22 protein-coding genes and 1 tRNA gene are annotated in these 22,219 nt (G+C 69.5%); 12 read left to right on the top strand and 11 right to left on the bottom strand.

The features are described from left to right. Window positions 1-208: 208 nt before the first annotated feature. The gene (locus HCT63_RS03970) at window positions 209-1,264 is read right to left on the bottom strand and encodes a hypothetical protein (protein ID WP_182397135.1); all 1,056 of its coding nucleotides are present in this window, start codon (window positions 1,262-1,264) and stop codon (window positions 209-211) included. A gap of 328 nt (window positions 1,265-1,592) precedes the next feature. Here HCT63_RS03970 and HCT63_RS03965 point away from each other — a divergent pair, with 328 nt between their 5' ends. From HCT63_RS03965 to HCT63_RS03955, 3 genes are all read left to right on the top strand, one after another. After that, window positions 1,593-1,811 (top strand): helix-turn-helix domain-containing protein, encoded by a 219-nt coding sequence (locus HCT63_RS03965; RefSeq protein ID WP_167001471.1) that lies wholly within the window; start codon window positions 1,593-1,595, stop codon window positions 1,809-1,811. 341 nt (window positions 1,812-2,152) lie between these two features. Beyond that, window positions 2,153-2,455: an N-terminal phage integrase SAM-like domain-containing protein gene (locus HCT63_RS03960; RefSeq protein WP_167001470.1), complete on the top strand. Its 303-nt coding sequence runs from the start codon at window positions 2,153-2,155 to the stop codon at window positions 2,453-2,455. Window positions 2,456-2,478: 23 nt separating this feature from the next. Beyond that, the gene (locus HCT63_RS03955; RefSeq protein ID WP_167001469.1) at window positions 2,479-3,171 is read left to right on the top strand and encodes a site-specific integrase; all 693 of its coding nucleotides are present in this window, start codon (window positions 2,479-2,481) and stop codon (window positions 3,169-3,171) included. A gap of 98 nt (window positions 3,172-3,269) precedes the next feature. On the opposite strand, the gene HCT63_RS03950 is transcribed toward HCT63_RS03955, so the two are convergent. From HCT63_RS03950 to HCT63_RS03940, 3 genes are all read right to left on the bottom strand, one after another. Further along, window positions 3,270-3,345, bottom strand: a tRNA-Thr gene (locus tag HCT63_RS03950). A 32-nt stretch (window positions 3,346-3,377) separates the two neighbouring features. Further along, the gene (locus tag HCT63_RS03945) at window positions 3,378-4,007 is read right to left on the bottom strand and encodes a DUF4203 domain-containing protein (protein WP_167001468.1); all 630 of its coding nucleotides are present in this window, start codon (window positions 4,005-4,007) and stop codon (window positions 3,378-3,380) included. 20 nt (window positions 4,008-4,027) lie between these two features. Next, complete coding sequence (locus HCT63_RS03940) at window positions 4,028-5,536, bottom strand: SulP family inorganic anion transporter (RefSeq protein WP_243842872.1); 1,509 nt, start codon at window positions 5,534-5,536, stop codon at window positions 4,028-4,030. A gap of 353 nt (window positions 5,537-5,889) precedes the next feature. Between HCT63_RS03940 and HCT63_RS03935 the strand changes: the two genes are divergently transcribed. Beyond that, a complete protein-coding gene (locus HCT63_RS03935) occupies window positions 5,890-6,711 on the top strand; it encodes a histidine kinase (protein ID WP_167001467.1) in 822 nt (273 codons plus the stop codon). Further along, window positions 6,708-7,376, top strand: coding sequence for a response regulator transcription factor (locus HCT63_RS03930; protein ID WP_167001466.1), 669 nt, complete (start codon window positions 6,708-6,710; stop codon window positions 7,374-7,376). Before HCT63_RS03935 ends, HCT63_RS03930 begins: the two co-directional genes overlap by 4 nt. A 19-nt stretch (window positions 7,377-7,395) precedes the next feature. On the opposite strand, the gene HCT63_RS03925 is transcribed toward HCT63_RS03930, so the two are convergent. After that, on the bottom strand, window positions 7,396-8,181 hold the full coding sequence (locus HCT63_RS03925; RefSeq protein WP_167001465.1) for an ABC transporter permease subunit: 786 nt from the start codon (window positions 8,179-8,181) through the stop codon (window positions 7,396-7,398). Then, window positions 8,178-8,903 carry an ATP-binding cassette domain-containing protein gene (locus HCT63_RS03920; protein ID WP_167001464.1) on the bottom strand — a complete coding sequence of 242 codons (726 nt, stop codon included), beginning with the start codon at window positions 8,901-8,903 and terminating at the stop codon, window positions 8,178-8,180. Before HCT63_RS03920 ends, HCT63_RS03925 begins: the two co-directional genes overlap by 4 nt. A gap of 147 nt (window positions 8,904-9,050) precedes the next feature. Between HCT63_RS03920 and HCT63_RS03915 the strand changes: the two genes are divergently transcribed. From HCT63_RS03915 to HCT63_RS03895, 5 genes are read left to right on the top strand one after another with little or no spacing between them, the layout of a single operon-like run. Then, complete coding sequence (locus HCT63_RS03915) at window positions 9,051-9,461, top strand: phage holin family protein (RefSeq protein ID WP_208322257.1); 411 nt, start codon at window positions 9,051-9,053, stop codon at window positions 9,459-9,461. Then, window positions 9,451-9,720 carry a DUF3618 domain-containing protein gene (locus tag HCT63_RS03910; protein WP_167001462.1) on the top strand — a complete coding sequence of 90 codons (270 nt, stop codon included), beginning with the start codon at window positions 9,451-9,453 and terminating at the stop codon, window positions 9,718-9,720. The genes HCT63_RS03915 and HCT63_RS03910 overlap by 11 nt, the downstream gene beginning before the upstream one ends. Window positions 9,721-9,774: 54 nt before the next feature. Further along, window positions 9,775-10,971 (top strand): amino acid deaminase/aldolase, encoded by a 1,197-nt coding sequence (locus HCT63_RS03905; protein ID WP_243842871.1) that lies wholly within the window; start codon window positions 9,775-9,777, stop codon window positions 10,969-10,971. Next, window positions 10,968-12,278 (top strand): D-arabinono-1,4-lactone oxidase, encoded by a 1,311-nt coding sequence (locus HCT63_RS03900; protein WP_167001461.1) that lies wholly within the window; start codon window positions 10,968-10,970, stop codon window positions 12,276-12,278. Before HCT63_RS03905 ends, HCT63_RS03900 begins: the two co-directional genes overlap by 4 nt. Window positions 12,279-12,307: 29 nt before the next feature. After that, window positions 12,308-13,519, top strand: a complete 1,212-nt coding sequence (locus tag HCT63_RS03895) for a DUF4032 domain-containing protein (protein ID WP_167001460.1) — start codon at window positions 12,308-12,310, stop codon at window positions 13,517-13,519. Window positions 13,520-13,659: 140 nt separating this feature from the next. On the opposite strand, the gene HCT63_RS03890 is transcribed toward HCT63_RS03895, so the two are convergent. Continuing rightward, a complete protein-coding gene (locus HCT63_RS03890) occupies window positions 13,660-15,312 on the bottom strand; it encodes an FAD-binding dehydrogenase (protein ID WP_167001459.1) in 1,653 nt (550 codons plus the stop codon). An 89-nt stretch (window positions 15,313-15,401) separates the two neighbouring features. Between HCT63_RS03890 and HCT63_RS03885 the strand changes: the two genes are divergently transcribed. Next, complete coding sequence (locus tag HCT63_RS03885) at window positions 15,402-16,586, top strand: helix-turn-helix domain-containing protein (protein WP_167001458.1); 1,185 nt, start codon at window positions 15,402-15,404, stop codon at window positions 16,584-16,586. Between the two features lie 28 nt (window positions 16,587-16,614). On the opposite strand, the gene HCT63_RS03880 is transcribed toward HCT63_RS03885, so the two are convergent. The 3 genes from HCT63_RS03880 to HCT63_RS03870 all read right to left on the bottom strand — a co-directional run bounded on the left by HCT63_RS03880 (window position 16,615) and on the right by HCT63_RS03870 (window position 18,854). Continuing rightward, complete coding sequence (locus HCT63_RS03880) at window positions 16,615-17,034, bottom strand: tetratricopeptide repeat protein (protein WP_208322256.1); 420 nt, start codon at window positions 17,032-17,034, stop codon at window positions 16,615-16,617. Window positions 17,035-17,136: 102 nt separating this feature from the next. Then, window positions 17,137-17,934: an ABC transporter permease gene (locus HCT63_RS03875; RefSeq protein WP_167001457.1), complete on the bottom strand. Its 798-nt coding sequence runs from the start codon at window positions 17,932-17,934 to the stop codon at window positions 17,137-17,139. Continuing rightward, window positions 17,931-18,854 (bottom strand): ABC transporter ATP-binding protein, encoded by a 924-nt coding sequence (locus HCT63_RS03870; protein ID WP_167001456.1) that lies wholly within the window; start codon window positions 18,852-18,854, stop codon window positions 17,931-17,933. Before HCT63_RS03870 ends, HCT63_RS03875 begins: the two co-directional genes overlap by 4 nt. A gap of 53 nt (window positions 18,855-18,907) precedes the next feature. On the opposite strand from HCT63_RS03870, the gene HCT63_RS03865 reads away from it, so the two are divergent. After that, on the top strand, window positions 18,908-19,453 hold the full coding sequence (locus HCT63_RS03865; RefSeq protein ID WP_167001455.1) for a hypothetical protein: 546 nt from the start codon (window positions 18,908-18,910) through the stop codon (window positions 19,451-19,453). Window positions 19,454-19,622: 169 nt separating this feature from the next. Here the strand turns inward: HCT63_RS03865 and HCT63_RS03860 are convergent, their stop codons facing one another. After that, on the bottom strand, window positions 19,623-22,163 hold the full coding sequence (locus tag HCT63_RS03860; RefSeq protein ID WP_167001454.1) for a carboxylate--amine ligase/circularly permuted type 2 ATP-grasp protein: 2,541 nt from the start codon (window positions 22,161-22,163) through the stop codon (window positions 19,623-19,625). Between the last annotated feature and the right edge of the window lie 56 nt (window positions 22,164-22,219).

Raw genomic sequence — 22,219 nt, 5'->3', positions numbered from 1 at the left:
CCCAGGTGGTGAAAACTAGCCACACTGCGACCGTCGTTGTCACCCCGAAATCAGCCGATGATCAAGAACCAATCAAAACTTGTCATCCGCATGACAAACTCAAGCTTCCCAAATTGGACAAATGGATTGAGCGTGGTCCAGTGGGGCTCGCCGAGGATCGATGACGCTGCCGCAGGCATGCGCTCAGTGGGAGTCAGCCAGTCACGCATCACCGCCAACGACCCCGTCGTCGTCTTGAACGTCCGCGTCTCACCATGCCGGCTCCCACGCCGCTTCGGTGACGGTGTGTGTCCGGACCCGAGTCCTTGCCGACATCGAGCCCTTCCGGGCGACGTCTTGGTCGTGAGGGTCGCGGCCGAGCGTGACCGGTGGGGGTGGTCGCGGTGGAGGTGTTGTTTGAGCGGGCAGCCTCGGCGTAGTCGGCAAGGTCGATCCGGAACGGGACGCGAAGTTCTTCAGTCGAACTCCCCGGCAGGACCTCATTATTCGCCTCCAACTCCTCTCGGCCAATGAACGCCGCGCGGTACACCTGGCAGACGTACTGGGCAAGTGTCGACTTGCCCTGACCGGGAACGCCTTCTACGAGGGTCAACGGCGGGGTCGCCTTGTCGAGAAGATGATCGGCGACGTGTTCTACGTCGCGAAGCGACATCGTTGTGCCGCGGGGAGCGCTCGTCCTATGTGCGGTCACGTCGACGAACAGATCGCTTAGCAGGTCGCTGACGAGATCGATCTGGCGGAACTTCAGGCGTTTGTCTCGCGACCAGTGCGTGGCCACGTAGGTGACGAGGATGTCCTTCTCACGCCGCTCCCCATCCTCCAGATTCATCGAGGTCAGAAGGGCGAAGAGCGCGTCGGTGCCCGCGAGCATGTCGACGTAGGCGAGTTTGATCTCCCAGGGCGCATTGTCGACCCAGGCGTCGAGGTCCGATGACCAGACGCAGGACATCTGGACCCTGTACTTCTTCGACAGCGCGGTGAGTTCCTTCTCGACTTCGTCGCGCGAACCCGAGCCAGGCGCGGCTCCGCCTTCAACGTTGGTCATCAGGATGTACCGGGTGCACCCCTCTCGGACGAGGCGTTCGATATTCGCCGCCTCCCCATTGATCTGTTGCTTTATCCACGTGGCCCTCTTCTTGCGGCGATCACCGGAGAACTTCACCTGAAGGATCGTCCGGTTCTCACCGGTGCCGGAGACCATGTCGCGGCCGCCATCTTTCTCGCCCACCGGAAAGACGGACACGTCCGCGAAACGGTCGAGCACCAGCGCGGCGCACAATTGCTGGAAGCGCTTGTCTCCGAGACGCTCATAGGCTCCGGTCGGTCGATGAGGGTCAATGACGTCAGCAGTGCTTGGTGTCGGAAGGTGATGTCCATCCGACCGTGTCGGCCGCTGACGGCACTGCCATCCCAACCCGGGCAATAGTCGATTGCGGCCTCCATCACTACGGCTTCGACAATCCGCTCCGGACAGGAGCTCCGAGGTGTACCTGAGTTCAGGGGGTTGCGTCCACCCCCGTCATCAAGAGTCGTCTTCCGAGGAGGGCGAGGGCAGTCAATCCTGGGGTGAACGTCGACGGACGGAGGACGTCATGACTTCACTCCTGCTACGGCCGATCGAAGCGGCCGAACAGCTCGGCATCGGCCGCACGAAGCTCTACGAGCTGATGAGCGCCGGCAAGCTCGGCTACGTCCAGATTGGAGCACTGCGCCGCGTCCCACTCGCGGCGCTCGAGAAGTTCATCGCAGACAATTTCGCTTCCGTGCACCAGGATTCGAGCGATGCCCCGCACGCCACCGCCGATCTGTGACCGGGCGGGGTGCTTCCGCGCGCCGCTCGTCCAGATCGTCGACCTCGCTGGCGTATCGCAAAGGCTCTGTCGTCGGCACTGCCGTGACGTCCTTGAGGCCACCGTGTTCTCGGCGCCGACGCTCCCGAGCCTGGGACGCTTGGGTGACCCCGATGCCACTGTAACGCTGCCCATCGTCCTGACTCGGTGGGACGACGCGAGCTGGGTGAGCGAGAGTGCCTAGCAGCAAGCGCCGCAGTCGTGGAGAAGGCGCCGTTTATCAGCTTGAGAACGGGCGGTGGCGTGGCGCAGTAGACCTCGGATGGGTCAACGGCAGCCGGCGACGCAGGTACGTGCGTGGCGTGACCAAGGCCGAGGTTCTCAAAGAGATGCGCAAGCTCGTGCAACAGGCTGAGGAAGGCCGGTTGAGCACCGAGCGAATCCCAACCCTGGAGCAATGGATGCAACGCTGGCTCCACGATGTCGCGTCGGCGACGGTTCGACCGACGACGCTCGCCCGGTACGAGCAGGAGATCCGACTCCACGTGGTTCCGGCCCTCGGTCGCATGAAGCTCGATGCACTCAGGCCGCATCACATCGCCGGCCTCTACCAGGACAAGCGCTCGGAACTCTCCCCAGCAGCATCCGCCGGCTGCACGCGATGATCTGACGCAGCCTGACGATCGCCATGCGCTGGGGTCTGATCCCCACCAACCCTGCCCAAATGGTGGATCCGCCGCCGATGACCCGCACCACCATTCATCCCTTCACCCGCGAGGAAGCCGAGCGATTCAGCACCGCGGCTGCTGACGACCGCCTCGCGGCACGGTGGCTCATCGGGCTTCTCCTTGGACTCCGTCAGGGAGAGGCCCTCGGAATCACCTGGGACAACATCGACATTGACTCACGGACACTCACGGTGAGCCACGCCCTCCAGCGGACCGACAACAACTTCCAGCTGGTGGCGCCTAAGACCAAACGGTCAGTCCGAGTGCTCCCGCTGCCTGTCGTCGTAGCCACTGCTCTGGAGAAGCGGCGGACGGAGCAGCAGGCGGAAGCAGAGCGCGCGGCCCAGCTCTGGAAAGGCAACGAGCGCGGTCTCGTCTTCACCACCCACGTCGGCTCACCGATTGAGCGCAGCAACGACTACCGCGCCTTCCAAGCGCTCCTGCGGCGCGCCGGTCTTCGCAAGATTCGCCTGCACGACCTGCGCCACACGACCGCCAGCCTCATGCTCGAGCAGGGCGTGCCCGCCCGGGTCGTGATGGAGCTGCTCGGTCACTCTCAGATCAGCCTGACCCTGGACACCTATACCCACGTCGACAAGCGCCTGCTGGCCGACGCTTCCGCGCTCATCGAGCGCCTGATCGGAGGCGAGTGAGATGCCGTTGGCTGCCAGTTTGGCTGCCACGGCCGAGATTTCGGCCCTCGCCGGGACCGCCCCGCAGGCAACCTGCGCCGCTTACCTGCACAAACACCTGGAGCCGGTGACAGGAGTCGAACCCGCGACATCCTCATTACAAGTGAGGCGCTCTACCAACTGAGCTACACCGGCAAAGCCTCGTACGAGCCGAGGCCGCGCCCATCTTAGCCGCCGACGCTCTGTGCGGAACGCCGCGAGGTCGCTCCGAGCTGGACGACGAGGCCGACGACGAAGAGGACGACCAGCGCCCCGTACCAGAGCCACGACGGGTCGGCGAGGCTGAAGGCGTGGTCGATCTGCTGGTCGTTGATCTCGCCGACCAGCAGCATGACGCCGGTGAGCGCCAGCGTCGCACCCGACCAGGCGCTCACGATGACGAGCAGCAGCGCCGGGAGCGAGGCGACCACGGCGATGATGACGAGCACCGCGGCGACGATGATCCCGACCGTCGTGAACACCCAGTCCTTGTCCGCGCCGAAGGCGTTCGCGAGGAAGACGCCGAGCACGTAGCCCATGGCGCCGACCCAGATCACGACGCCGAGCCAGTACCAGGCGTAGGCCAGCACACCGAGCACGAGCGCACCGACGATGGCGGCTACCCAGCCCCAGGTGGTGCCGAGCAGCTCACCACCGGCCTGGCCCTGCACGAGCTCTGCGCCCAGGAAGAAGCCGACGACCGCGCCTGCCAACGCGATCAGCGCGCGAAGCGCGGCGCCGCCCCAGAAGACGAGGACGACACCGAGCCCGAGCAGGATCAGCGCGAGAACCACATCGTTGGTGCCAGCGTCATTCATGGGCCGAGCCTATGCGACCTTCAGTGTGCGGACAGCCGACCTGTCAAGCGACCGTGTCGCTCCGCGCTCGCCCCACGGAGCCCGGTGATCTCGACACGCTTGCCCTTGCGCGCGTACTTGGCCGCGATGGCGTCGAGCGCGGCGACGGTCGAGGCGTCCCACACGTGTGCGGCCGAGAGGTCGATCCGTACGCGCTCAGGGTCGTCGGCGTACGAGAACTGCGTGTACAGGTCGTTGCTCGAGGCGAAAAAGAGCTCGCCGGTGACGCGGTAGACGGCGACAGCCCCGTCCTCCTCGTCGACGAGCGTGCGCTCGGTGGCGGCGACGTGCGCGACGCGGCGGGCGAACAGCGTCGTCGCCACCAGAACGCCGACGGCGACACCGATCGCGAGGTTGTGCGTGGCGACGGTGACGAGGACCGTCGCGACCATGACGGCGGTCTCCGACCGAGGCATCCGGCGCAGCGTCGACGGCCGGACGGAGTGCCAGTCGAACGTGCCGACGCACACCATGATCATCACCGCGACGAGTGCGGCCATCGGGATCAGTGCGACGACGTCACCGAACCCGACGACGAGGATCAGGAGGAACACTCCGGCCAGGAAGGTGGAGATCCGGGTGCGCGCACCGGAGACCTTCACGTTGATCATCGTCTGGCCGATCATGGCGCAGCCGCCCATCCCGCCGAAGAAGCCGGTGATGACGTTCGCGGCGCCCTGGCCCCACGTCTCGCGGGTCTTGTCCGAGTGCGTGTCGGTGATGTCGTCGACGAGCTTGGCGGTCAGCAGCGACTCGAGGATGCCGACGAGCGCCATCGCCAGCGCGTACGGCGCGATGATCTGCAGGGTGTCGAGGGTGAACGGCACGTCGGGGACGAACCACGCCGGGAGGCTGTCCGGGAGCGTCCCCTCGTCGCCGACGTTCGGGACGTCGAGCGCGCCGACGACGGTGAAGGCGGTCAGCGCGACGATCGCCACCAGCGGTGCCGGGATGATCTTGTTGATCCGCGGGAAGCCGACGATCATCGCGATGCCGACCGCGACCATCGGATAGACGAGCCACGGGACGTCCACGAGGTGCGGGAGCTGCGCCAAGAAGATGAGAATCGCGAGGGCGTTGACGAACCCGACCATCACCGACCGCGGGATGAAGCGCATCAGCTTCGCGACCCCCGCCAGGGCGAGGAGGATCTGGATCACGCCGCCGAGCAGCACGGTTGCGATGAGGTAGTCGTACCCGTGGTCGCGCATCACCGGGGCGATCACCAGCGCGACCGCACCGGTGGCTGCGGAGATCATCGCCGGACGGCCGCCGAGGAATGCGATCGCCACGGCCATCGTGAACGACGCGAACAGGCCGACCCGCGGGTCCACGCCCGCGATGATCGAGAACGAGATCGCCTCGGGGATGAGCGCGAGCGCGACGACGAGCCCGGCCAGGACCTCCGTACGGAGGATCTTGGGCGACCGCAGCGCGTGCACGACGCTGTGGTCGGCGTGCGAGTCGGTCGAGGGCAGGGGTGAGCTCACGACGATGCTCCGTTCGAGGGGATCCGAGAAGAAGGTGGGGCGGCGGACGGCCTGTCCGCACGCGACACCTCCCGTACTGTCGTTCGACGGTACGGGAACGTGTCCGCGAACAACTATCGTCCGACGGGTGAGTCTGCTGCGACGTCCCGGGGTCCGGCGAGCGGTGCTCGGATGCGGACTCGTCCTCTGCGTCGCGGTCGAGCACGCCGTGATGAGCGGCACCGCCCTTCCGGCGTCCCAGGGCTGGTGGGCTGCGGTCGGGGTCATCGTGGTCGCTGTTGCGCTGCTGATCCGGGCGCGACTGCCAGAGGTGGCGCTGGCACTCGCGTTCGCGCTCGTCGACGGCGGCCGTCGTGGTCGCCTCGCTCGCGGCGCTGCTGCTGCTCGACGCCCTGGTCAACGACCCCTCGTGGTCCGGCTGGCTCGGCCGCGGCGGTGCGCTGATCGGCAACACGATCCTGTTCATGGGGCTCCCCTGGCTGTGCGGGCGCTACCTGCGCCAGGTCGCGTCCCACCACGCCGCGGCCGTCGAGCACGCGCAGCTGCGGGAGCGGGCCCGGATCGCACAGGAGATGCACGACTCGCTCGGCCACGAGCTCAGCCTGATCGCGCTCCGCGCAGGGGCCCTCGAGGTCAGGTCAGGGATCCCGGACGAGGCCCGGCAAGCGGCCGCAGCACTTCGATCCGCCGCAGCGGACGCGACGGACCGGCTCGGCCAGATCGTCGGCGTGCTTCGGCCGGGCGAGGAGGAGGTCCCGCTCGAGCCTGCCGCAGCGAGCATCGCCGAGCTGGTGGAGCGCGCCAGGGACTCCGGTCTCGACGTCCGCCTCGAGGGTGCTGCCGACGCGCTCGCGCCGTTGCAGCAGGTCGCCGCCCACCGCGTGGTCCAGGAAGGGCTCACCAACGCCGCCCGGCATGCACCGGGCGCACCCGTGACCGTGCGTCTGGAGCGTGGCCGTCAGGCCGTCCACGTCTTCGTCCTCAATGGCGCCGCGCGCGAACGACCGCGCCATGGCATCACGAGCCGACTCGGGCTGGCCGGACTCGACGAGGCGGCACGCGCCGCCGGCGGCTCGCTGCGCCACGGACCGACGGGAAACGGCGGGTTCGCCCTGGTCGCAGAGCTCCCGGTGACAGACCGGGCACGTCGCAGCGCCGCCGAGGCGACCTCGTGATCCGCGTGGTCCTCGCCGACGACGAGGCGATGGTACGGGCCGGGGTGCGGGCGATCCTGGAGACGGATCCCGCGATCGAGGTGGTCGCCGAGGCAGCGGACGGCAGAAGCGCGGTCGACGCCGTGCAGCGGCACCGGCCGGACGTCGCGCTGCTCGACATCCGGATGCCGCGCATGGACGGCCTCGCCGCCGCTGCGGAGATCCGGCGCACGGTGCCCGAGGCGGGTGTCGTGATGCTGACGACCTTTTCGGACGACGCCTTCATCGCCCGCGCTCTCGGCGACGGAGCGAGCGGGTTCTTGCTGAAGTCCGGCGATCCGCGCGAGCTCCTCGCCGGCGTCCACGCGGTCGCCGACGGCGCGGCATACCTGTCCCCGACCGTGGCGCAGCGGGTGATCGCCGAGATCGGCGCCGGTGCCGGTGACCGCATGGCGCGAGCGGCCGAGGCGCGTGCCAAGGTCGCGATGCTGACGAACCGCGAGCGGGACGTGATGGCGCTGGTCGGCGCCGGGCTCTCCAACGCCGAGATCGGCCGCCGGCTCCACCTCGTCGAAGGCACCGTGAAGGCCTACCTGAGCAGTGCCTTCGGGCGCCTCGGTGTGCGCAACCGCGTGCAGGCAGCCGTCCTCGCCTACGAGGCAGGGCTCGTCGGCGAGGACGTTTAGGGCCTCCCCTGCTGGGCCGTCAGGCGTCGCGGCTGCGGAACGCGGCGTACCCTGCGGCCAGGACGACGCCCGCCCACGCGGCGAACAGCACGAGCGCGCCGCCCTCGCCGTACGGCAACTGGTCGTCGAGGCCGAAGAGGGTCGCGATCCCGATGCCGAGATATTCGGTGCCGGCGGTGCCCGGAAGCCAGAAGGACATGTCGACCATCAGGTCCACCCCGCTCATCATGAACACCAGCGGCACCAGGAAGAGCACCATGAACGCTCCGACGAGTGCGCCCGCGGTGCTGCGCAGCGCGACGGCGAGACCGATGGAGAAGGCCACGACGACCGCTAGGTAGACGCTGACCCTGCCTGCCGCGGCCGCGACCTCACCCGCGTCGAAGACTCCGTACTCACCTGCGGTCAGGTCGGCGAGGACGGCACCCAGCACCGCGAGGAGCGCCCCACCGACCAGCGCGACCACCTCGACGACGACCAGCTTCGCCACGAGCACCCGCCCACGTCGCGGATCGCACTGCAACGTCGTCCGGATGCTGCCGGAGGCATACTCCGAGGTGACGGTCAGGAGCGCCAGCGCCACCAGCGCGAACTGCGAGAACTGCAGCGCCGTGAAGACGACGTCCTCGACGTGCAGCAGCTGTTGCGCGTACGAGAGGTCAGGGTTCGGCTGGGCGGCGTCGAAGCCTGCCGGGACCGCGTAGAACGCGACCAGGAACACGGCACCGACCAAGCACCACCAGGTCGAGCGAACCGACCAGAGCTTGGTCCACTCCGACGCGATCGAAGAAGTCATGTCGCTCATGTGGCCTCCTTCCCTGCGTACTCGACACTGCTGGCGGTCAGCGCGAAGTACGCGTCCTCCAGCGACTCGTGGTCGCCGACCAGGTCGTCGAGGGAGGTGTCGGCGAGCAGGCGCCCCCGGCCCAGGACGACGAGGTGGTCGGCAGTGCGCTCCATCTCGCTCATCAGGTGGCTGGAGACGAACACCGTGCGCCCCTCGCCCGCGAGGGACCTCAGCAGTCGGCGGATCCACAGCACGCCGTCGGGGTCGAGCCCGTTGACGGGTTCGTCGAAGAGCATCACCTGCGGGTCGCCCAGGAGGACACCGGCGATCCCGAGCCGCTGAGACATGCCGAGCGAGAGGGAGCCGGCCCGGCGCCGGGCCACGGAGGTGAGCCCGACCTGGTCGAGCACCTCGTCGACGCGGCTCACCGGGATCGCGTTGCTGCGTGCCATCGACACGAGGTGCGTCCGCACCCGACGGCCGGGATGCACCGCCTTGGCATCGAGCAGCGCGCCAACCTCACGGAGCGGCCGGCGCAGCGTCGCGTACGTACGGCCGTTGACCGTCGCGAAGCCGGCGCTGGGGGTGTCGAGGCCGAGGATCATCCGCATCGTCGTCGACTTGCCGGCGCCGTTGGGGCCCAGGAAGCCGGTGACGCGGCCCGGCTCGATCTGGAGGGTGAGATCGTCGACCGCGGTGGTCGACCGATATCTCTTGGTCAGATGGCTCAACGTGATCATGAGTCGACCGTAGGAATTCGGGAACGCAGGCACAGTGCCCGAAAAGCAACCGTCACTACTGCCGATGGTCAGTAGCGACTCGTACGGTCATGCATGGTCGCGCGGCCTGAGGGCACCGGATCGACGTACCCGATCGAGGAGCTACCCATGGCAGAACCTCAGGCTCGCTCGGACGAGTCGATCGCCGACCTCGTCCGCGACCTCTCCGAACAGACCTCCCGGCTGGTCCGCGATGAGATGCGTCTCGCCCAGGCCGAGCTCAAGCAGAAGGGCGCTCGCGCAGGTGCGGGGCTCGGCGGATTCGGCGCAGCGGGTCTTCTCGCGTTGTACGGGCTCGCCGCGTTGTTCGCCGCGATCATCGCAGCGCTCGCGCTCGTCATGGACGTCTGGTTGGCGGCGCTCATCGTCGCCGTCGTCCTGTTCGTGATTGCCGCCATCCTCGCCGTCGTCGGCAAGAAGCAGCTCCAGAAGGCGACGCCGCCCGTTCCTGAGCACACTGTGGAGAACGTCAAGGCGGATATCGCCGAGGTGAAGGAGGCACGCCACCGTGAGCACTGATCCGACTGACCCTAGCGAGATCCAGCGCGACATCGAGGAGACCCGGGACAAGCTCGGCCACACCGTCGAGGAGCTGACCGACCGTCTCGACGTGAAGAAGCAGGCCCAGCAACGGATGGACGAGGCCAAGCACGAGGCGCAGCAGCGGATGGAGTACGTGAAGCAGAACGCCCGCGACAACCCCCAGCTGCCGGCGATCGTCGCGGTCGGGGTGATCGCTCTCATCGTGCTCGCGCTGTGGCGAAAGAAGCGGCACTAGAATTTTTTTCCTGGTCAGGTGTCCAAACTCACATTCCTGACGCATACTGATGCCGTGGCTATTGGACGCCTGCCCAACATGGAGCGACTCGCACGCGTGACGCGTGACCTCGAGACGCCGTACGCCGTGATCGACGGTGACACGTTCACCCGCAACGCCGACGAGCTGGTACGACGCGCTGGCGGCGTGCCCGTCCGCATCGCGTCGAAGTCGGTCCGCGTGCGCACCCTCGTCGACCGGACGCTGGCCCGTCCCGGCTTCCGCGGGGTGATGTCGTACAGCCTCGCCGAGTCCGTCTGGCTTGCCGACGAGGGGCACACCGACCTGCTGCTGGCCTACCCGACCGCGTCGCGCGCCGCGCTCCACGACCTCATCGCCAAAGAGCACCGCCTCGCCGCGATCACGGTCATGGTCGACTCGCTCGCCCAGCTCGACCTCATCGACTCGGTCGTCGGCACCGACCACCCGCCCATCCGGGTCTGCATCGACGTCGACTCCTCTCTCGAGCCGTTCCGCGGCCTGCACCTCGGCGCGCGCCGCTCCCCGGTGCACTCGCCGAAGGACGCGATCACCCTCGCCCGCGCGATCGCGGCCCGTCCGGGGTTCACGCTCGTGGGCCTGATGTTCTACGACGCGCAGGTCGCCGGGATGCCCGACAGCTCCCCCGCGGTCCGCTTCGTGAAGTCCCGCTCCGTCGCCGACATCGTCGCGCGTCGCGCACGCATCGTCGAGGCCGTCCGTGACGTGACCGCCCTCGAGCTTGTCAACGCCGGCGGCACCGGCAGCCTCGAGGTCATGCGGGACGACCCGTACGTCACCGAGCTCACGGCGGGCTCCGGGCTGTTCATGCCGACGCTCTTCGACACCTACGACGCGTTCGAGTCGCACCCGGCGGCGTTCTACGCGCTGTCTGTCGTGCGCAAGCCGGCCCCGGACATCGCCACGCTGTTCTCCGGTGGTTACTCCGCGTCGGGCGCCGCGGGCAAGAGCCGCCGGCCGACGCCGGTGTGGCCGCCGGGCCTGTCGCTGATCGGGACCGAAGGCGCGGGCGAGGTGCAGACACCTGTACGGGGCGGCGTCGCGCGGAGCCTGCGTGTCGGTGACCGCGTGTTCATGCGCCACGCCAAGGCCGGGGAGATGTGCGAGCGGTTCGACGCTGTCCACGTCGTCACCACCGAGGGTGATGACGGCGCCACCGCGTCCACCGAGACGCTGCCGACCTACCGTGGCGAAGGGAAGAACTTCGGATGAGCACCACGACCACCGCGCGATGGACCAACTGGGGCCGCTGCGCCTCCGCGACCCCGGCACGCGTCGCGCACCCCCGTACGGTCGACGAGGTCACGGATGTCGTCCGGACCGCCGCCGCGTCCGGACAGCGGGTCAAGCCCGTCGGTGCAGGGCACTCGTTCACCTCGATCGCGGTCACCGACGGCGTCCAGCTGCGGATGGACGCGCTCTCCGGCATCCAGCACGTCGACCGCGAGACCGGCCACGTCACGGTCGGCGCGGGCACGCGTCTGCGTGATCTCAACCCGGCCCTGCACGCGCTCGGGCTGGCCCTCCCCAACATGGGCGACGTCGACCCGCAGACGATGTCGGGCGCGACATCGACCGGCACCCACGGCACCGGGGCACAGCTCCAGGGCATCGCCGGCGCGATCGTCGGCCTCCAGCTCGTCACCGGCGAGGGCTCGGTCGTGACCGTGACCCCGGACGACCCGGAGCTGTTCGGCGCGGCGCGGGTCGGCCTCGGCGCCCTGGGCGTCGTCACCGCGCTCACCTTCGCGTGCGTGCCGTCGTTCCTGCTGCACGCCCGCGAGGAGCCGATGCTGCTCGGTGACGTGCTCGGCGGGCTCGACGCGATGGTCGAGGACAACGACCACTTCGAGTTCTACTGGTTCCCCCACACCGACCGCGCCCTGGTCAAGCGCAACAACCGCGTCCCCGAGGCCACGGAGCGCAAGCCGCTGTCCAGGGCACGCTTCCTCCTTGACGACGAGATCATGTCCAACGGCGTGTTCGAGATGGTGAACCGCGTCGCGACCCGCCAGCGCAGCTGGGTGCCCCGGCTCAATGGCATCTCCGGGCGTGCGCTGTCGGCGCGCGAGTACACCGACTGGTCGTACGAGGTGTTCATCTCGCCGCGCCGGGTGCGCTTTCGCGAGATGGAGTACGCGATCCCGCGCGCCGCACTGCCGGAGGTGCTGCGCGCGGTCGACGCGTGGGTCGAGACGTCGGACGAGACGGTGTCGTTCCCGGTCGAGGTGCGCTTCGCGGCGCCGGACGACATCTGGATGTCGACCGGGTACGACCGCGCCAACGCGTACGTCGCGGTGCACCAGTACCACCAGATCGACTACCGCCGCTACTTCGAGGGCGTCGAGGCGATCTTCCAGGAGCACGAGGGCCGCCCGCACTGGGGCAAGCTGCACACGCTCGACGCCGACGTCCTGCGCACGCGCTATCCGAGGTTCGACGACTTCGCCTCCGTACGCGATCGCCTCGACCCGCACCGTACGTTCGCCAACGCCTACCTCGACCGCGTCCTCGGGTAACTCCCCGCCATCGGTGCGACGCTGGGCGCATGCCCGTCCAGATCCTGTCGGCCCGGCCACGCAGCGGACTCGTCACGCTCCCCTGGTACCTGCCGTTGGAGGAGTGGCCGCACGAGCTCGACGTGTCGCTGCCGCGCGGCATCCACCGTCACGTCGTGCGGTTCATCCGGGTCGACGGCGCGGTGCTCGTCGTGAAGGAGACGAACGAGCGCTACGCGCGGCGCGAGTACGTCCTCCTGCGGCAGCTGCGGCGGCTCGAGCTCCCCGTCGTCGAACCGGTCGCCGTCGTCACCGGGCGCCGCCGACGTGACGGTACGGAGCTGCCTTCCGCCCTCGTCACCGCCCACCTGCCGCGCTCGCTGCCGTACCGGTCGCTGTTCGAGCACCCGCTGTCCGACAACACGCTCGAGGGCGTGATCGACGCGATGGTCGTGCTGCTCGTCCGGTTGCACGTGGACGGGTTCTTCTGGGGCGACTGCTCGCTCTCGAACACCCTCTTTCGCCGCAGCGCGGGCGAGTTCGCGGCGTACCTCGTCGATGCCGAGACCGGCGCCCTGCACGACGCGCTGTCCGACGGCCAACGCGGCGAAGACCTCGACCTCGTCCGTACGAACGTCTTCGGCGAGCTGCTGGACCTCCAGGCCGGCGGGCTGCTCGATCCCGGGATCGAGCCGATCCCGTTCGTCGACCGGATCGTCGAGAGGTACGACGAGCTCTGGGGCGCACTCACCGGTGTGGAGGAGTTCAGCACCGACGAGATGTGGCGGATCGAGCAGCGGATCGAGCATCTCAACGACCTCGGCTTCGACGTCGGCGAGCTCGACATCGTCACCGACCTCGACGGCGACGGGGTCCGGATCCAGCCCAAGGTCGTCGAGCCGGACCACCACGCGCGGCGCTTGCAGGGACTCACCGGCCTCGACCTCGAGGAGGCGCAGGCTCGGCGGCTCCTCAACGACCTCGATGCCTTCGCCGGGGCGCACCAGCTCCAGAACGAGGACGCGATGGTCGTGGCGCACCGCTGGCTCCAGGAGGTTTGGGAGCCGTTGACGCGCATGATCCCGCCGAAGTATCGCGACGTCGTCGAGCCGGCGGAGTTCTTCCACGACGTGCTGATGCACCGGTGGAACCTGTCGCAGGCGGCCGGGCACGAGGTCGACATCTTCGCGTCCGCGGACGACTACATCCGCACCCAGCTCCCGCAGCAGGTCACGACGCTGCGCGCCGCGAACGGCGGCTGAGGCCGCCCCGCCGGTTGAGCCCGCCGAAACCCCCGCCGGTTGAGCCCGTCGAAACCCCCGACGGTTGAGCCCGTCGAAACCCCCGACGGTTGAGCCTGTCGAAACCTGGGTTTCGACAGGTTCAACCATCGGCAGACGGCTCAGCCGAGGGCGCGGGCGACCGTCCGGCCGGCCGCACGACCGGAGAAGAGGCAGCCTCCGAGGAACGTCCCCTCGAGCGCGCGGTAGCCATGCACGCCGCCGCCACCGAACCCGGCGACCTCGCCCGCGGCGTACAGGCCCTCGAACCGCGAGCCGTCCTCGCGCAGCACCGCCGCGTCGAGGTCGGTTGCGAGCCCGCCGAGCGTCTTGCGCGTGATGACCCGCAGCCGCACCGCGATGAGCGGCCCGGCCTTAGGATCGAGGATGCGGTGCGGCGACGCCGTACGGATGAGCCTGTCGCCCCGGTACGAGCGTGCGCCGCGCAGCGCGACGACCTGCATGTCCTTGGAGAACGGGTTGTCGATCTCGCGATCGCGCGCCTCGATCTGCGTCCGCAGGGCGTCGACGTCGAGCGGTGTCTCCGGGGTGAGTGCGTTCATCCCCGCCACGAGCTCGTCGAGCGTGTCCGCGACGACGAAGTCCTCGCCGTGCTGCTTGAACGCCTCCACCGGCCCCGGCGCGCCCGGCCGCACCCGCGACAGCACCTGCTTCCAGTCGCGTCCGGTGAGGTCGGGGTTCTGCTCCGACCCCGACAGCGCGAACTCCTTCTCGATGATCTTCTGCGTGAGCACGAACCAGCTGTGGTCGTGACCGGTCGTCCGCAGGTGCTCGAGCGTGCCGAGGGTGTCGAACCCCGGCCACAGTGGCCCGGGCAGCCGGTTGCCGCGCGCGTCGAACCACAGCGACGACGGACCCGGCAGGATCCGGATGCCGTGCCCGGGCCAGATCGGGTCCCAGTTCTTGATGCCCTCGACGTAGTGCCAGCCGCGATCGGGGTTGATCATGTGCGCGCCCGAGTCGATCGCGATCTGCTGCATGCGGCCGTCCACGTACGCGGGGACGCCGGTCAGCATGTCCTCCGGCGGGCTGCCGAGACGGTCCTCGGGCCAGGTCTTGCGGACGAGGTCGTGGTTGCCGCCGATGCCGCCGGACGTCACGATCACGGCCTGCGCGGACAGGGCGAAGTCGCCGTCGACGTCGCGGTTGCTCGCGACGCCGCGCGGGGAGGCGTCGGGCGCGAGCACGGCACCGGTCACGCCGGTCACCACCCCGTCGGTCACCGTCAGGCCGTCGACGCGGTGGCGGAAGCGGAACGTGACGAGCCCCTTCGCGACGCCTTCGCGCACGCGACGCTCGAACGGCTCGACGATGCCTGGACCGGTCCCCCACGTGATATGGAAGCGCGGCACGGAGTTGCCCGGACCGACCGCGCCGTACCCGCCTCGCTCGGCCCACCCGACGATCGGGAAGATCTTGAGGCCCTGCGCGCGCAGCCACGCGCGCTTCTCGCCGGCGGCGAAGTCGACGTACGCCTCGGCCCACTTGCGAGGCCAGGCGTCCTCGGGACGGTCGAACCCGGCGTTGCCCATCCAGTCCTGCATAGCGAGGTCGTACGAGTCTTTGATGCCCATGCGCCGCTGCTCGGGGCTATCGACGAAGAACAGCCCGCCGAACGACCAGAACGCCTGGCCGCCGAGGTTGGCCTCGGACTCCTGGTCGACGAGCACGACCTTCTTGCCGGCGTCCACGAGCTCTGCGGTGGCGGCCAGCCCGGCGAGCCCGGCTCCGACGACGATCACATCAGCATCCATGCCCGACATGCTCGCGGTACGGCGCCCGTGCAGGCAATGCGTTCCGTACGGAGTGCGCATCACGATTGTCAGTCAGTGACAATGGCGAGGTGGGTACGAAGGAGCGGGTCGCCGTCCAGCGTGCGATGACACGCGACGCCGAGGCGATCACCGCGCGGGTCGTCGCGCTGGTCCTGCGCGAGATCCCCGCGTACGGAGGAGTGAGTGCGGCGCAGCGCGAGGAGATCGCCGCGATCACCGGCTGGGCCCTTCGGCGCACGGTGGAGCTGTGGGTCGACGAGTCCGTGATGACCGAGGCCGACCTGCGCCGGTTCCGCGGGATCGGCGCCGCCCGGGCAGCCGACGGCCGGCCGTTGCAGGCCATCCTGCGGGCCTACCGGATCGCCGCCGTCGAGGCCAGCGACCTCGTGGTCGAACTCGGTGCCGGCACGCTCGGCGTGGACGACCTCGCCGCGCTCAACCGCACCATGCTCATCGGCGTCGACTCGCTGTCCGAGGCGCTGTTCGCGGGTTATGCGCATGCGGCGTCCGCGCTCGACGAGGACCGCGAACGGGCGCTGTCCGGGCTCGCCGACGATCTTCTCGCCGGGCGCCAGACGTCGCGGGCCGCGCTCGCCGACCGCTCCGCACAGCTCGGCATCACCGTGCCGTCGCGGCTGGCGATCACCGTGTTCGCCGCAACACCGCCGGTCGAGCCTGTCGAGACCCCCGCCGCACCTCCGCCGGTCGAGCCTGTCGAGACTCTCACCACCCACCGCGGCGCCCACATCGTCGTCCTCGCCGCCGAAGCCGCCGCACCACCTCCAGGAGTGCGCGCGTGCGTCGTCACCGAGGTGCCCGTGCCCCGGCTCCCCCGTACCTACCGGCTCGTCGCGAGCGCGCTCGACCACGCGCCCACCAGGGCGTACCGCTCGTCGCCGCTGCTCGACTGGGGCGACGTCCTAGCCCTCGCGGTGCTGCGCGGCTCGGACGTCGGCGCAGCCGAGGAGCTGGCGCCCGCGGTGCTCGGCCCGCTGCTCAACCCGGCCCACGCGCACGTCCTCGCCGGACTCGTCGGCTACCTCGATCACGGCAGCGCGACCGCCGCCGCGGACGCGCTGGGCCTGCACCCGCAGACCGTACGGCACCGGCTGAGGCGGTTGCGCGAGCTGACCGGACGCGACCTCGACGACCCGTGGGACCGGCTCGTCCTCGACATGGCGCGCACCAGCCCAGGCCTCGTCCCCGATTCGGGCACTAGGCCACGGAATCGCGGATCGGATTCAGTGGCCTAGTGCCCAAATCGGGGACGAGAGCGCCAGCTCAGCCCTGCGGCTCCTGCGCCGGAACGAGCTGCGGACGCCGGTCCTGGTCAGGGTCGAGGACCGCTGCCATCCGGTGGAAGACCGCGCCCTCGCGGTGCCGCGACTGGCGGTCCAGCGTCAGCCCGAGCGCCACGTGAGCCCAGCCGCTCGTCGGCTCGAGCTCGATCAGACGCCGGAAGGCGTTCTCGGCCGGCTCAAGGAGGGCAGCGGCGAAGTAAGCGCGGCCCAGGAGCTCCCAGGCAGCGGCGTGGTTCGGCTCCTCCTCGACGACACCGACGAGCATCTGGATGGCGTCGCGGGGGTGCCGGTTCGCCACCATCTCCTCTGCGCGCCGGAAACGGTCGTACAGCGACATCTCGGAGATCATCGCGGCATTGAAGATCGGCTTGAGGATCAGGGGACGGAAGTCCTCGGTCATGCGGGCGCACCTCCTCGGTGGCTGGATACACCGCCCACAACGACGGCGGACCAGCGCTCATTCCCGACGGTACGACCTCCCGTCCCCAGACCCGGGGAGCGATCAGGTGATGTCGCGGCGCAGCGTCGTGAATCGCCCGATCACGGCGAGCAGCAGGCCGTACCCGAGGAAAACGAGCGCACCCGCCGGGCGACCGAGAAGGTCGGTCATCCCGAGCGACGCGTACGTGCTCGCCCCCACGAGCGCCTCCGACGCGGCGCCAGGGAGGAACTTCGCGGCGCCCTCCAGCATGTCGACGCTGCTCATGCCGAGCCGGACGATCGGCTCGACGAACTGCGTGAACGCCAGCACGACGACGATCGCCGCCACCTGGTTCGTGATGAGCGTGCCGACGCCGACGCCGACGAACGCCCAGATCGCGAGCGCCACGACTGACAGGACCACCGGCACGAGCACATCGCCGGTGTCGAGGAACGCGCCCTCACCGCGCCAGGCGAGGATCGGTGCTCCCGCCACGACACTCGAGAGCGTCCCGACGAGGCCGAACGCCAGGCCGATCAGCGCGGCTGAGACGAGCTTGGCGCTGAGGAACACGCTGCGGCGCGGATCGGCGAGCAGCGACGGGGTGATCGTCTGGTAGCGGAACTCCGCCGTCATCGACATCGCGCCGGCCAGCAGTGGGAAGACGTAGCCGAGGCCGTTGCCGAGCGTGTAGACGGTCAGCGCTGCATCGACGCCACCGATCGCCGTCGCGCCGGAGCCGTCGACCGGCTCGAGCGTGACCGAGAACGCCATGACGACGGCGAGGAACGCCATGTAGACCGCCATGACGAGCAGCAGGATCCACCACATGCGGGTCGAGACCCACTTGCGGTACTCCGAGGTCAGTGCCGCCTTCATGCCGCCACCCCCTGCGCCGCAGGGGCGTCGTCGGTCTGGCCGGTCAGTTGCAGGAAGACGTCCTCGAGCTCGACCTCCTGCTGCGTCAGCGCGTGCAGCTCGACGCCCGCCGCGAACGCCGCCGCCCCCACGTGGGCTGCGGCGACGTCGGACACCTTGAACCCTCGTACGCCGTTCTCCGAGGCCGGGGCGTACGTCCAGCCCTGGGCGTCCAGCACCGCCTTCAACGCGTCGGCGGTGGGCGAGACGACCTCCACGTGGAGCTCGGCGCGCGCGGCGAGGTCGGCGAGAGGCGAGGCGTGCACGAGCTGGCCGCGCGCGATGATCACCACGTCGTCGACGGTCTGCTGGACCTCGGAGAGCACGTGGCTCGAGACGAGGACGGTACGGCCCTGGCCGGCGAAGAAGCGCAGCAGCTCGCGCAGCCAGCGGATCCCGCCTGGATCGAGGCCGTTAGCGGGCTCGTCGAGGATGAGCACCGACGGGTCACCGAGCAGCGTCGTCGCGAGGGCGAGGCGCTGGCGCATGCCGAGCGAGAACCCGCCGACGCGCCGCTTGGCCGAGTCGGAGAGCCCGACCATGTCGAGGAGCTCACGGCACCGCTGGTCGGAGACACCGACCTGCGGAGCGAACACGCGCAGGTGGTCGAACGCGGTGCGGCCGGGGTGGAAGTTCGCGGCTTCGAGCGCGGCACCGACGACCCGCCCCGGCTGCGGGATCTCCCCGTACTCCTTCCCGCCGATCGTGGCCCGCCCCGAAGTCGGCGAGACGAGTCCGAGGAGCATCCGCAGGGTCGTCGTCTTCCCTGCCCCGTTGGGGCCGAGGAATCCGGTGACGACGCCGGGACGTACCTCGAAGCTGAGGTCGTCGACGGCCTGCACGGTGCCGAAGGTCTTGGTGAGGCTTTCAACGGAGATCATCCCGGCCCACGCTATCGAACGGGCTGCACCTGCCGGCCACTAGCCTTTCGCGCATGACTCAACAGGTCGATCCCCCCGCACCGACCCGCCATGACTCGTCTCCGACGACCGACATCGCGAAGCCGTACGAGCCCACCTATTCGCCCTACACCCCCTCCCCGAGCTCTGGCGGCTCGTCGATCGGCCGCCACTTCGGCAGCCTGCTGATCGGCCTGCTGCTGCCGCCGGTCGCGCTGGTCCTGTTCGACTGGGGGTTGGCCCGCTACTGGTACGACGTCCTGCGCTTCAGTGGCGCCGACAGCGCGCTCTGGCCGTTCGCCGTTGTCGCCGCCGGGGCCGCTCTGCTTCTCGTCGTCGCGGCCGCTGGACGCCTGTCGTGGATCGGCCCCGCCCTCGCCGGTCTGCTGTACGGGGTCGCGCCGACGCTCGCGATCGTCCTCGCCCGCGACGAGGTCCTGCGGATCGGCAGCGAGCTCCGCGACAGCCTGTACGCCCAGGCCGTCATCAACGCCCCGTTCTACGGCTTCCTGCTCTACCCGACGATCGCCGCACTGCTGCTCGGCACCGCGATCGCCTCCGCTCGCCGCCGTCGAACCTGACGCAGCCGTGCCGACTCTGGTCCTGTCGCGACCCTCGGGCGATGCGGGATGGCTCGTCCGTACGGCCTTCCTGATCACGCTCCGCACGTTCCCGTACGAACCCCGTCAGGTCTGACGGGGTTCGTACGGAGGGCTCGGGCGCCGCACGTCGCGCAGCCGAGGGGCGCCGTCAGTCCTGAAGGATCCAGGTGTCCTTCGCGCCGCCACCTTGCGAGCTGTTGACGATGAGGCTCCGCGGGCCGGCGACTCGGGTCAGCCCGACCGGGATCGCCTGGACCTGACCCGGCTCCGTGCCGGTCACGTGCACGAACACGCGGAGGTCGACGTGACGCGGCTCGAGCCGCCCGTGGTCGAGGGTCGGGTGAGAGCTCAGCGAGACCGTTTCCTGGGCGACCCAGCCCTCCTGGCTTCCGGCGATCTCCATCCGTCGCCGCGCGATCTCGCCCTCGGACGCGAGCGGACCGACGAGCACGCCGTTGCCGCCGTAGCCGTCGACCGGCTTGGTGACCAGCTCTCCGACCCGCTCCAGCACGATGCGCCGCTCGTCTTCGTCGTCGGTGCGGTAGGTCGGCACCGACTCGATCAGCGGCCGCTCGCCGAGGTAGTAGCCGATGAGCTCGGGAACCAGGCGGTACGTCGCCTTGTCGTCGGCCACGCCGTTGCCCGGGGCGTTGGCGAGCACGACGGCCCCGGCCGCCGCCACGTCGACGATCTCCTCGCCCAGCGCACGTCCGTCCTCGGTCTGCAGCGCGCCGATCTCGTCGTCCAGACGGACGTAGATCCCGTCCACCGCCCGGTCACCGTCGACGAGCCGCACCCGGCCGTCGCGTACGACCAGGTCCTCGCTCGTCGCCAGCTCGAGGCCGCTCTCCTTGGCGAGCCGCTGGTGCTCATACCAGGCGACGCTCGACGGTCCGGTCGCGAGCAGCACGAGCGCTCCTTCGTCGCCCACACCGACGCCCGCGCGCTCGACGCAGGCCCGCAGCGTCTGGCCGACCACCGGCAGGGACGCGTGCGGGTCGACGAGCCCGGCCGGTCGTGGCATGTCCGGGACCACCGCGTCGAGCATCTCGCGTGCAGCCGCGGCGTACGCCAGGCCGCTCGGGTTGCGAAGGTTGTCCTCGAGGACCCGCCACTCGCCTCGCTCGTCACGTACGAGGTCGAAGCCCATGATCGGCGCCCGCACCACCGACTTCGGCAGCCGCCGGGCGTCGTCACGCCACCCCGGGCAGGCGACGAGGTCCGACTCCGAGACGACGCCGTCAGCGATCACGCGACCTGCGCCGTAGATGTCCTGGAGGAACATCTCCAGCGCCCGGGCGCGCTGCTCGAGCCCGTCGCGCAGCATCGCCCACTCGTGCGCGTTGACGATGCGCGGGACGAGGTCGACGTCGAACCGATTGGTCTCACCGTTCAGGACGACCGTGAGACCCTCGTCGTCGGACCACGCGTCGCGCTGGTCCTGGAGCTTCTCGAGATCGTCGCGGCTCCGCTCGCGGACGTAGGAGATGACGTCGCTGTAGACGGGGCGGGGTCGCGACCCGAGTCCGATCGCCTCGTCACCGGCCCGTGCGGGATACGCCCCCAGCGCAGGAACGTCCGCCGGCAGACCGGACGGCGGACCCTGTGTCTCGGCGACGACCTGGTCCATCACGTCGTCGAGCGAGCCGCTCTCGGCGTACGCGGCACGCTGCCGGTCCGCAGAGGTCCCCTGCACGAGCGTCCTGGCGGCGAGCTCGGCCACCTCCTCGTAGTCGCCGAGCTCCTCGAGTGCCGGTCGCAGGCGTTCGATCAGCGATCGCACCACGCCGGGGGCGGGGACTCGCTCGGCATGCGTGGTCGGGTCGAGAAGGGTCCCGGAGAGGCCCGCCCGCGCGGCCTGCCAGGTGGCGGCGCGCTGGAGAGGCGCGGCGACCGGGACGTACGGCACACCACGCTCGATGTCGAGCTCGGCGGACCGCACCATCGCCCGGAAGAGCCCCGCGACGAGGATCGCGTCGTCCACGACGGGGCACGCGTCGCTCACGCGCAGCTCGAGCGTCGGCACGTGGGAGGACGGACGCACGTCGAAGTACGCCATCTTCGCGTCGGCGATCACGCCGCTCTGGACGAGACTCTCGATGAGCGCGTCGTACTCCTTCGCCGATCCGAGCGGTGGGAGCACTCCGGTGGTCGGCCAGCGCTGCCAGAGGATCGTCCGGATGCTCGCATAGCCGGTGTCCTGACCGTTCCAGTACGGCGAGCTCGCCGAGAGCGCGAGCAGGATCGGGAGGTCGCGGCCGATCCGCTGCGCGATGTCGACGGCCAGGTCGCGGTCGGAGACGCCGACGTGGATCTGCGTCCCGCAGATGAGCTGCTCGTCGACGAGGAGCCGGTACTGCTGCTGCATCCGACCGAACCGGCCGCTGGCGGTGAGCTCGAAGTCCTCGTCGTACGACGACGGCGCCGTGCCGACGGCAGCGATCCCGATGCCTTCAGGATCAGCGACCGCGATCAGCTGCTTACGCAGACTGACGAGCTCCTCGCGGAGCGCGCCGAGACCGGTGACGACGGGGGTGTTGGTCTCGATCGTCGTCCGTTGCAGCTCGGCCGAGAAGCTCTCACTTGGAAGCCGGGACAGCAGCTGTGGCGCCGACGCCGAAAGCGTGCGCCTCTCGCGGTCGATGAGATGCAGCTCTTCTTCTGCACCCAGGGTCAGCTCAGCAGTCATCCCGCCACCGTACGGGTCCGCCGAGTCGCCCAGCTCACGACCGCTGTCCGGGTTTT

The organism is Mumia sp. ZJ430 (genome assembly GCF_011751845.1).
In the GTDB taxonomy this organism is placed as follows: domain Bacteria; phylum Actinomycetota; class Actinomycetes; order Propionibacteriales; family Nocardioidaceae; genus Mumia.
Note: the sequence above shows the minus strand (reverse complement) of the source record. Positions and strands in the feature narration are given on the sequence as shown.

Excerpts from the sequence above, each read along its gene's own strand:
- HCT63_RS03965 (WP_167001471.1), top strand. The coding sequence starts at position 1,593 with ATGACTTCACTCCTGCTACGGCCGATCGAAGCGGCCGAACAGCTCGGC.
- HCT63_RS03955 (WP_167001469.1), top strand. The coding sequence starts at position 2,479 with ATGCGCTGGGGTCTGATCCCCACCAACCCTGCCCAAATGGTGGATCCG.
- HCT63_RS03945 (WP_167001468.1), bottom strand. The coding sequence starts at position 4,007 with ATGAATGACGCTGGCACCAACGATGTGGTTCTCGCGCTGATCCTGCTC.
- HCT63_RS03925 (WP_167001465.1), bottom strand. The coding sequence starts at position 8,181 with ATGAGCGACATGACTTCTTCGATCGCGTCGGAGTGGACCAAGCTCTGG.
- HCT63_RS03920 (WP_167001464.1), bottom strand. The coding sequence starts at position 8,903 with ATGATCACGTTGAGCCATCTGACCAAGAGATATCGGTCGACCACCGCG.
- HCT63_RS03915 (WP_208322257.1), top strand. The coding sequence starts at position 9,051 with ATGGCAGAACCTCAGGCTCGCTCGGACGAGTCGATCGCCGACCTCGTC.
- HCT63_RS03900 (WP_167001461.1), top strand. The coding sequence starts at position 10,968 with ATGAGCACCACGACCACCGCGCGATGGACCAACTGGGGCCGCTGCGCC.
- HCT63_RS03895 (WP_167001460.1), top strand. The coding sequence starts at position 12,308 with ATGCCCGTCCAGATCCTGTCGGCCCGGCCACGCAGCGGACTCGTCACG.
- HCT63_RS03890 (WP_167001459.1), bottom strand. The coding sequence starts at position 15,312 with ATGGATGCTGATGTGATCGTCGTCGGAGCCGGGCTCGCCGGGCTGGCC.
- HCT63_RS03880 (WP_208322256.1), bottom strand. The coding sequence starts at position 17,034 with ATGACCGAGGACTTCCGTCCCCTGATCCTCAAGCCGATCTTCAATGCC.
- HCT63_RS03875 (WP_167001457.1), bottom strand. The coding sequence starts at position 17,934 with ATGAAGGCGGCACTGACCTCGGAGTACCGCAAGTGGGTCTCGACCCGC.
- HCT63_RS03870 (WP_167001456.1), bottom strand. The coding sequence starts at position 18,854 with ATGATCTCCGTTGAAAGCCTCACCAAGACCTTCGGCACCGTGCAGGCC.
- HCT63_RS03865 (WP_167001455.1), top strand. The coding sequence starts at position 18,908 with ATGACTCAACAGGTCGATCCCCCCGCACCGACCCGCCATGACTCGTCT.
- HCT63_RS03860 (WP_167001454.1), bottom strand. The coding sequence starts at position 22,163 with ATGACTGCTGAGCTGACCCTGGGTGCAGAAGAAGAGCTGCATCTCATC.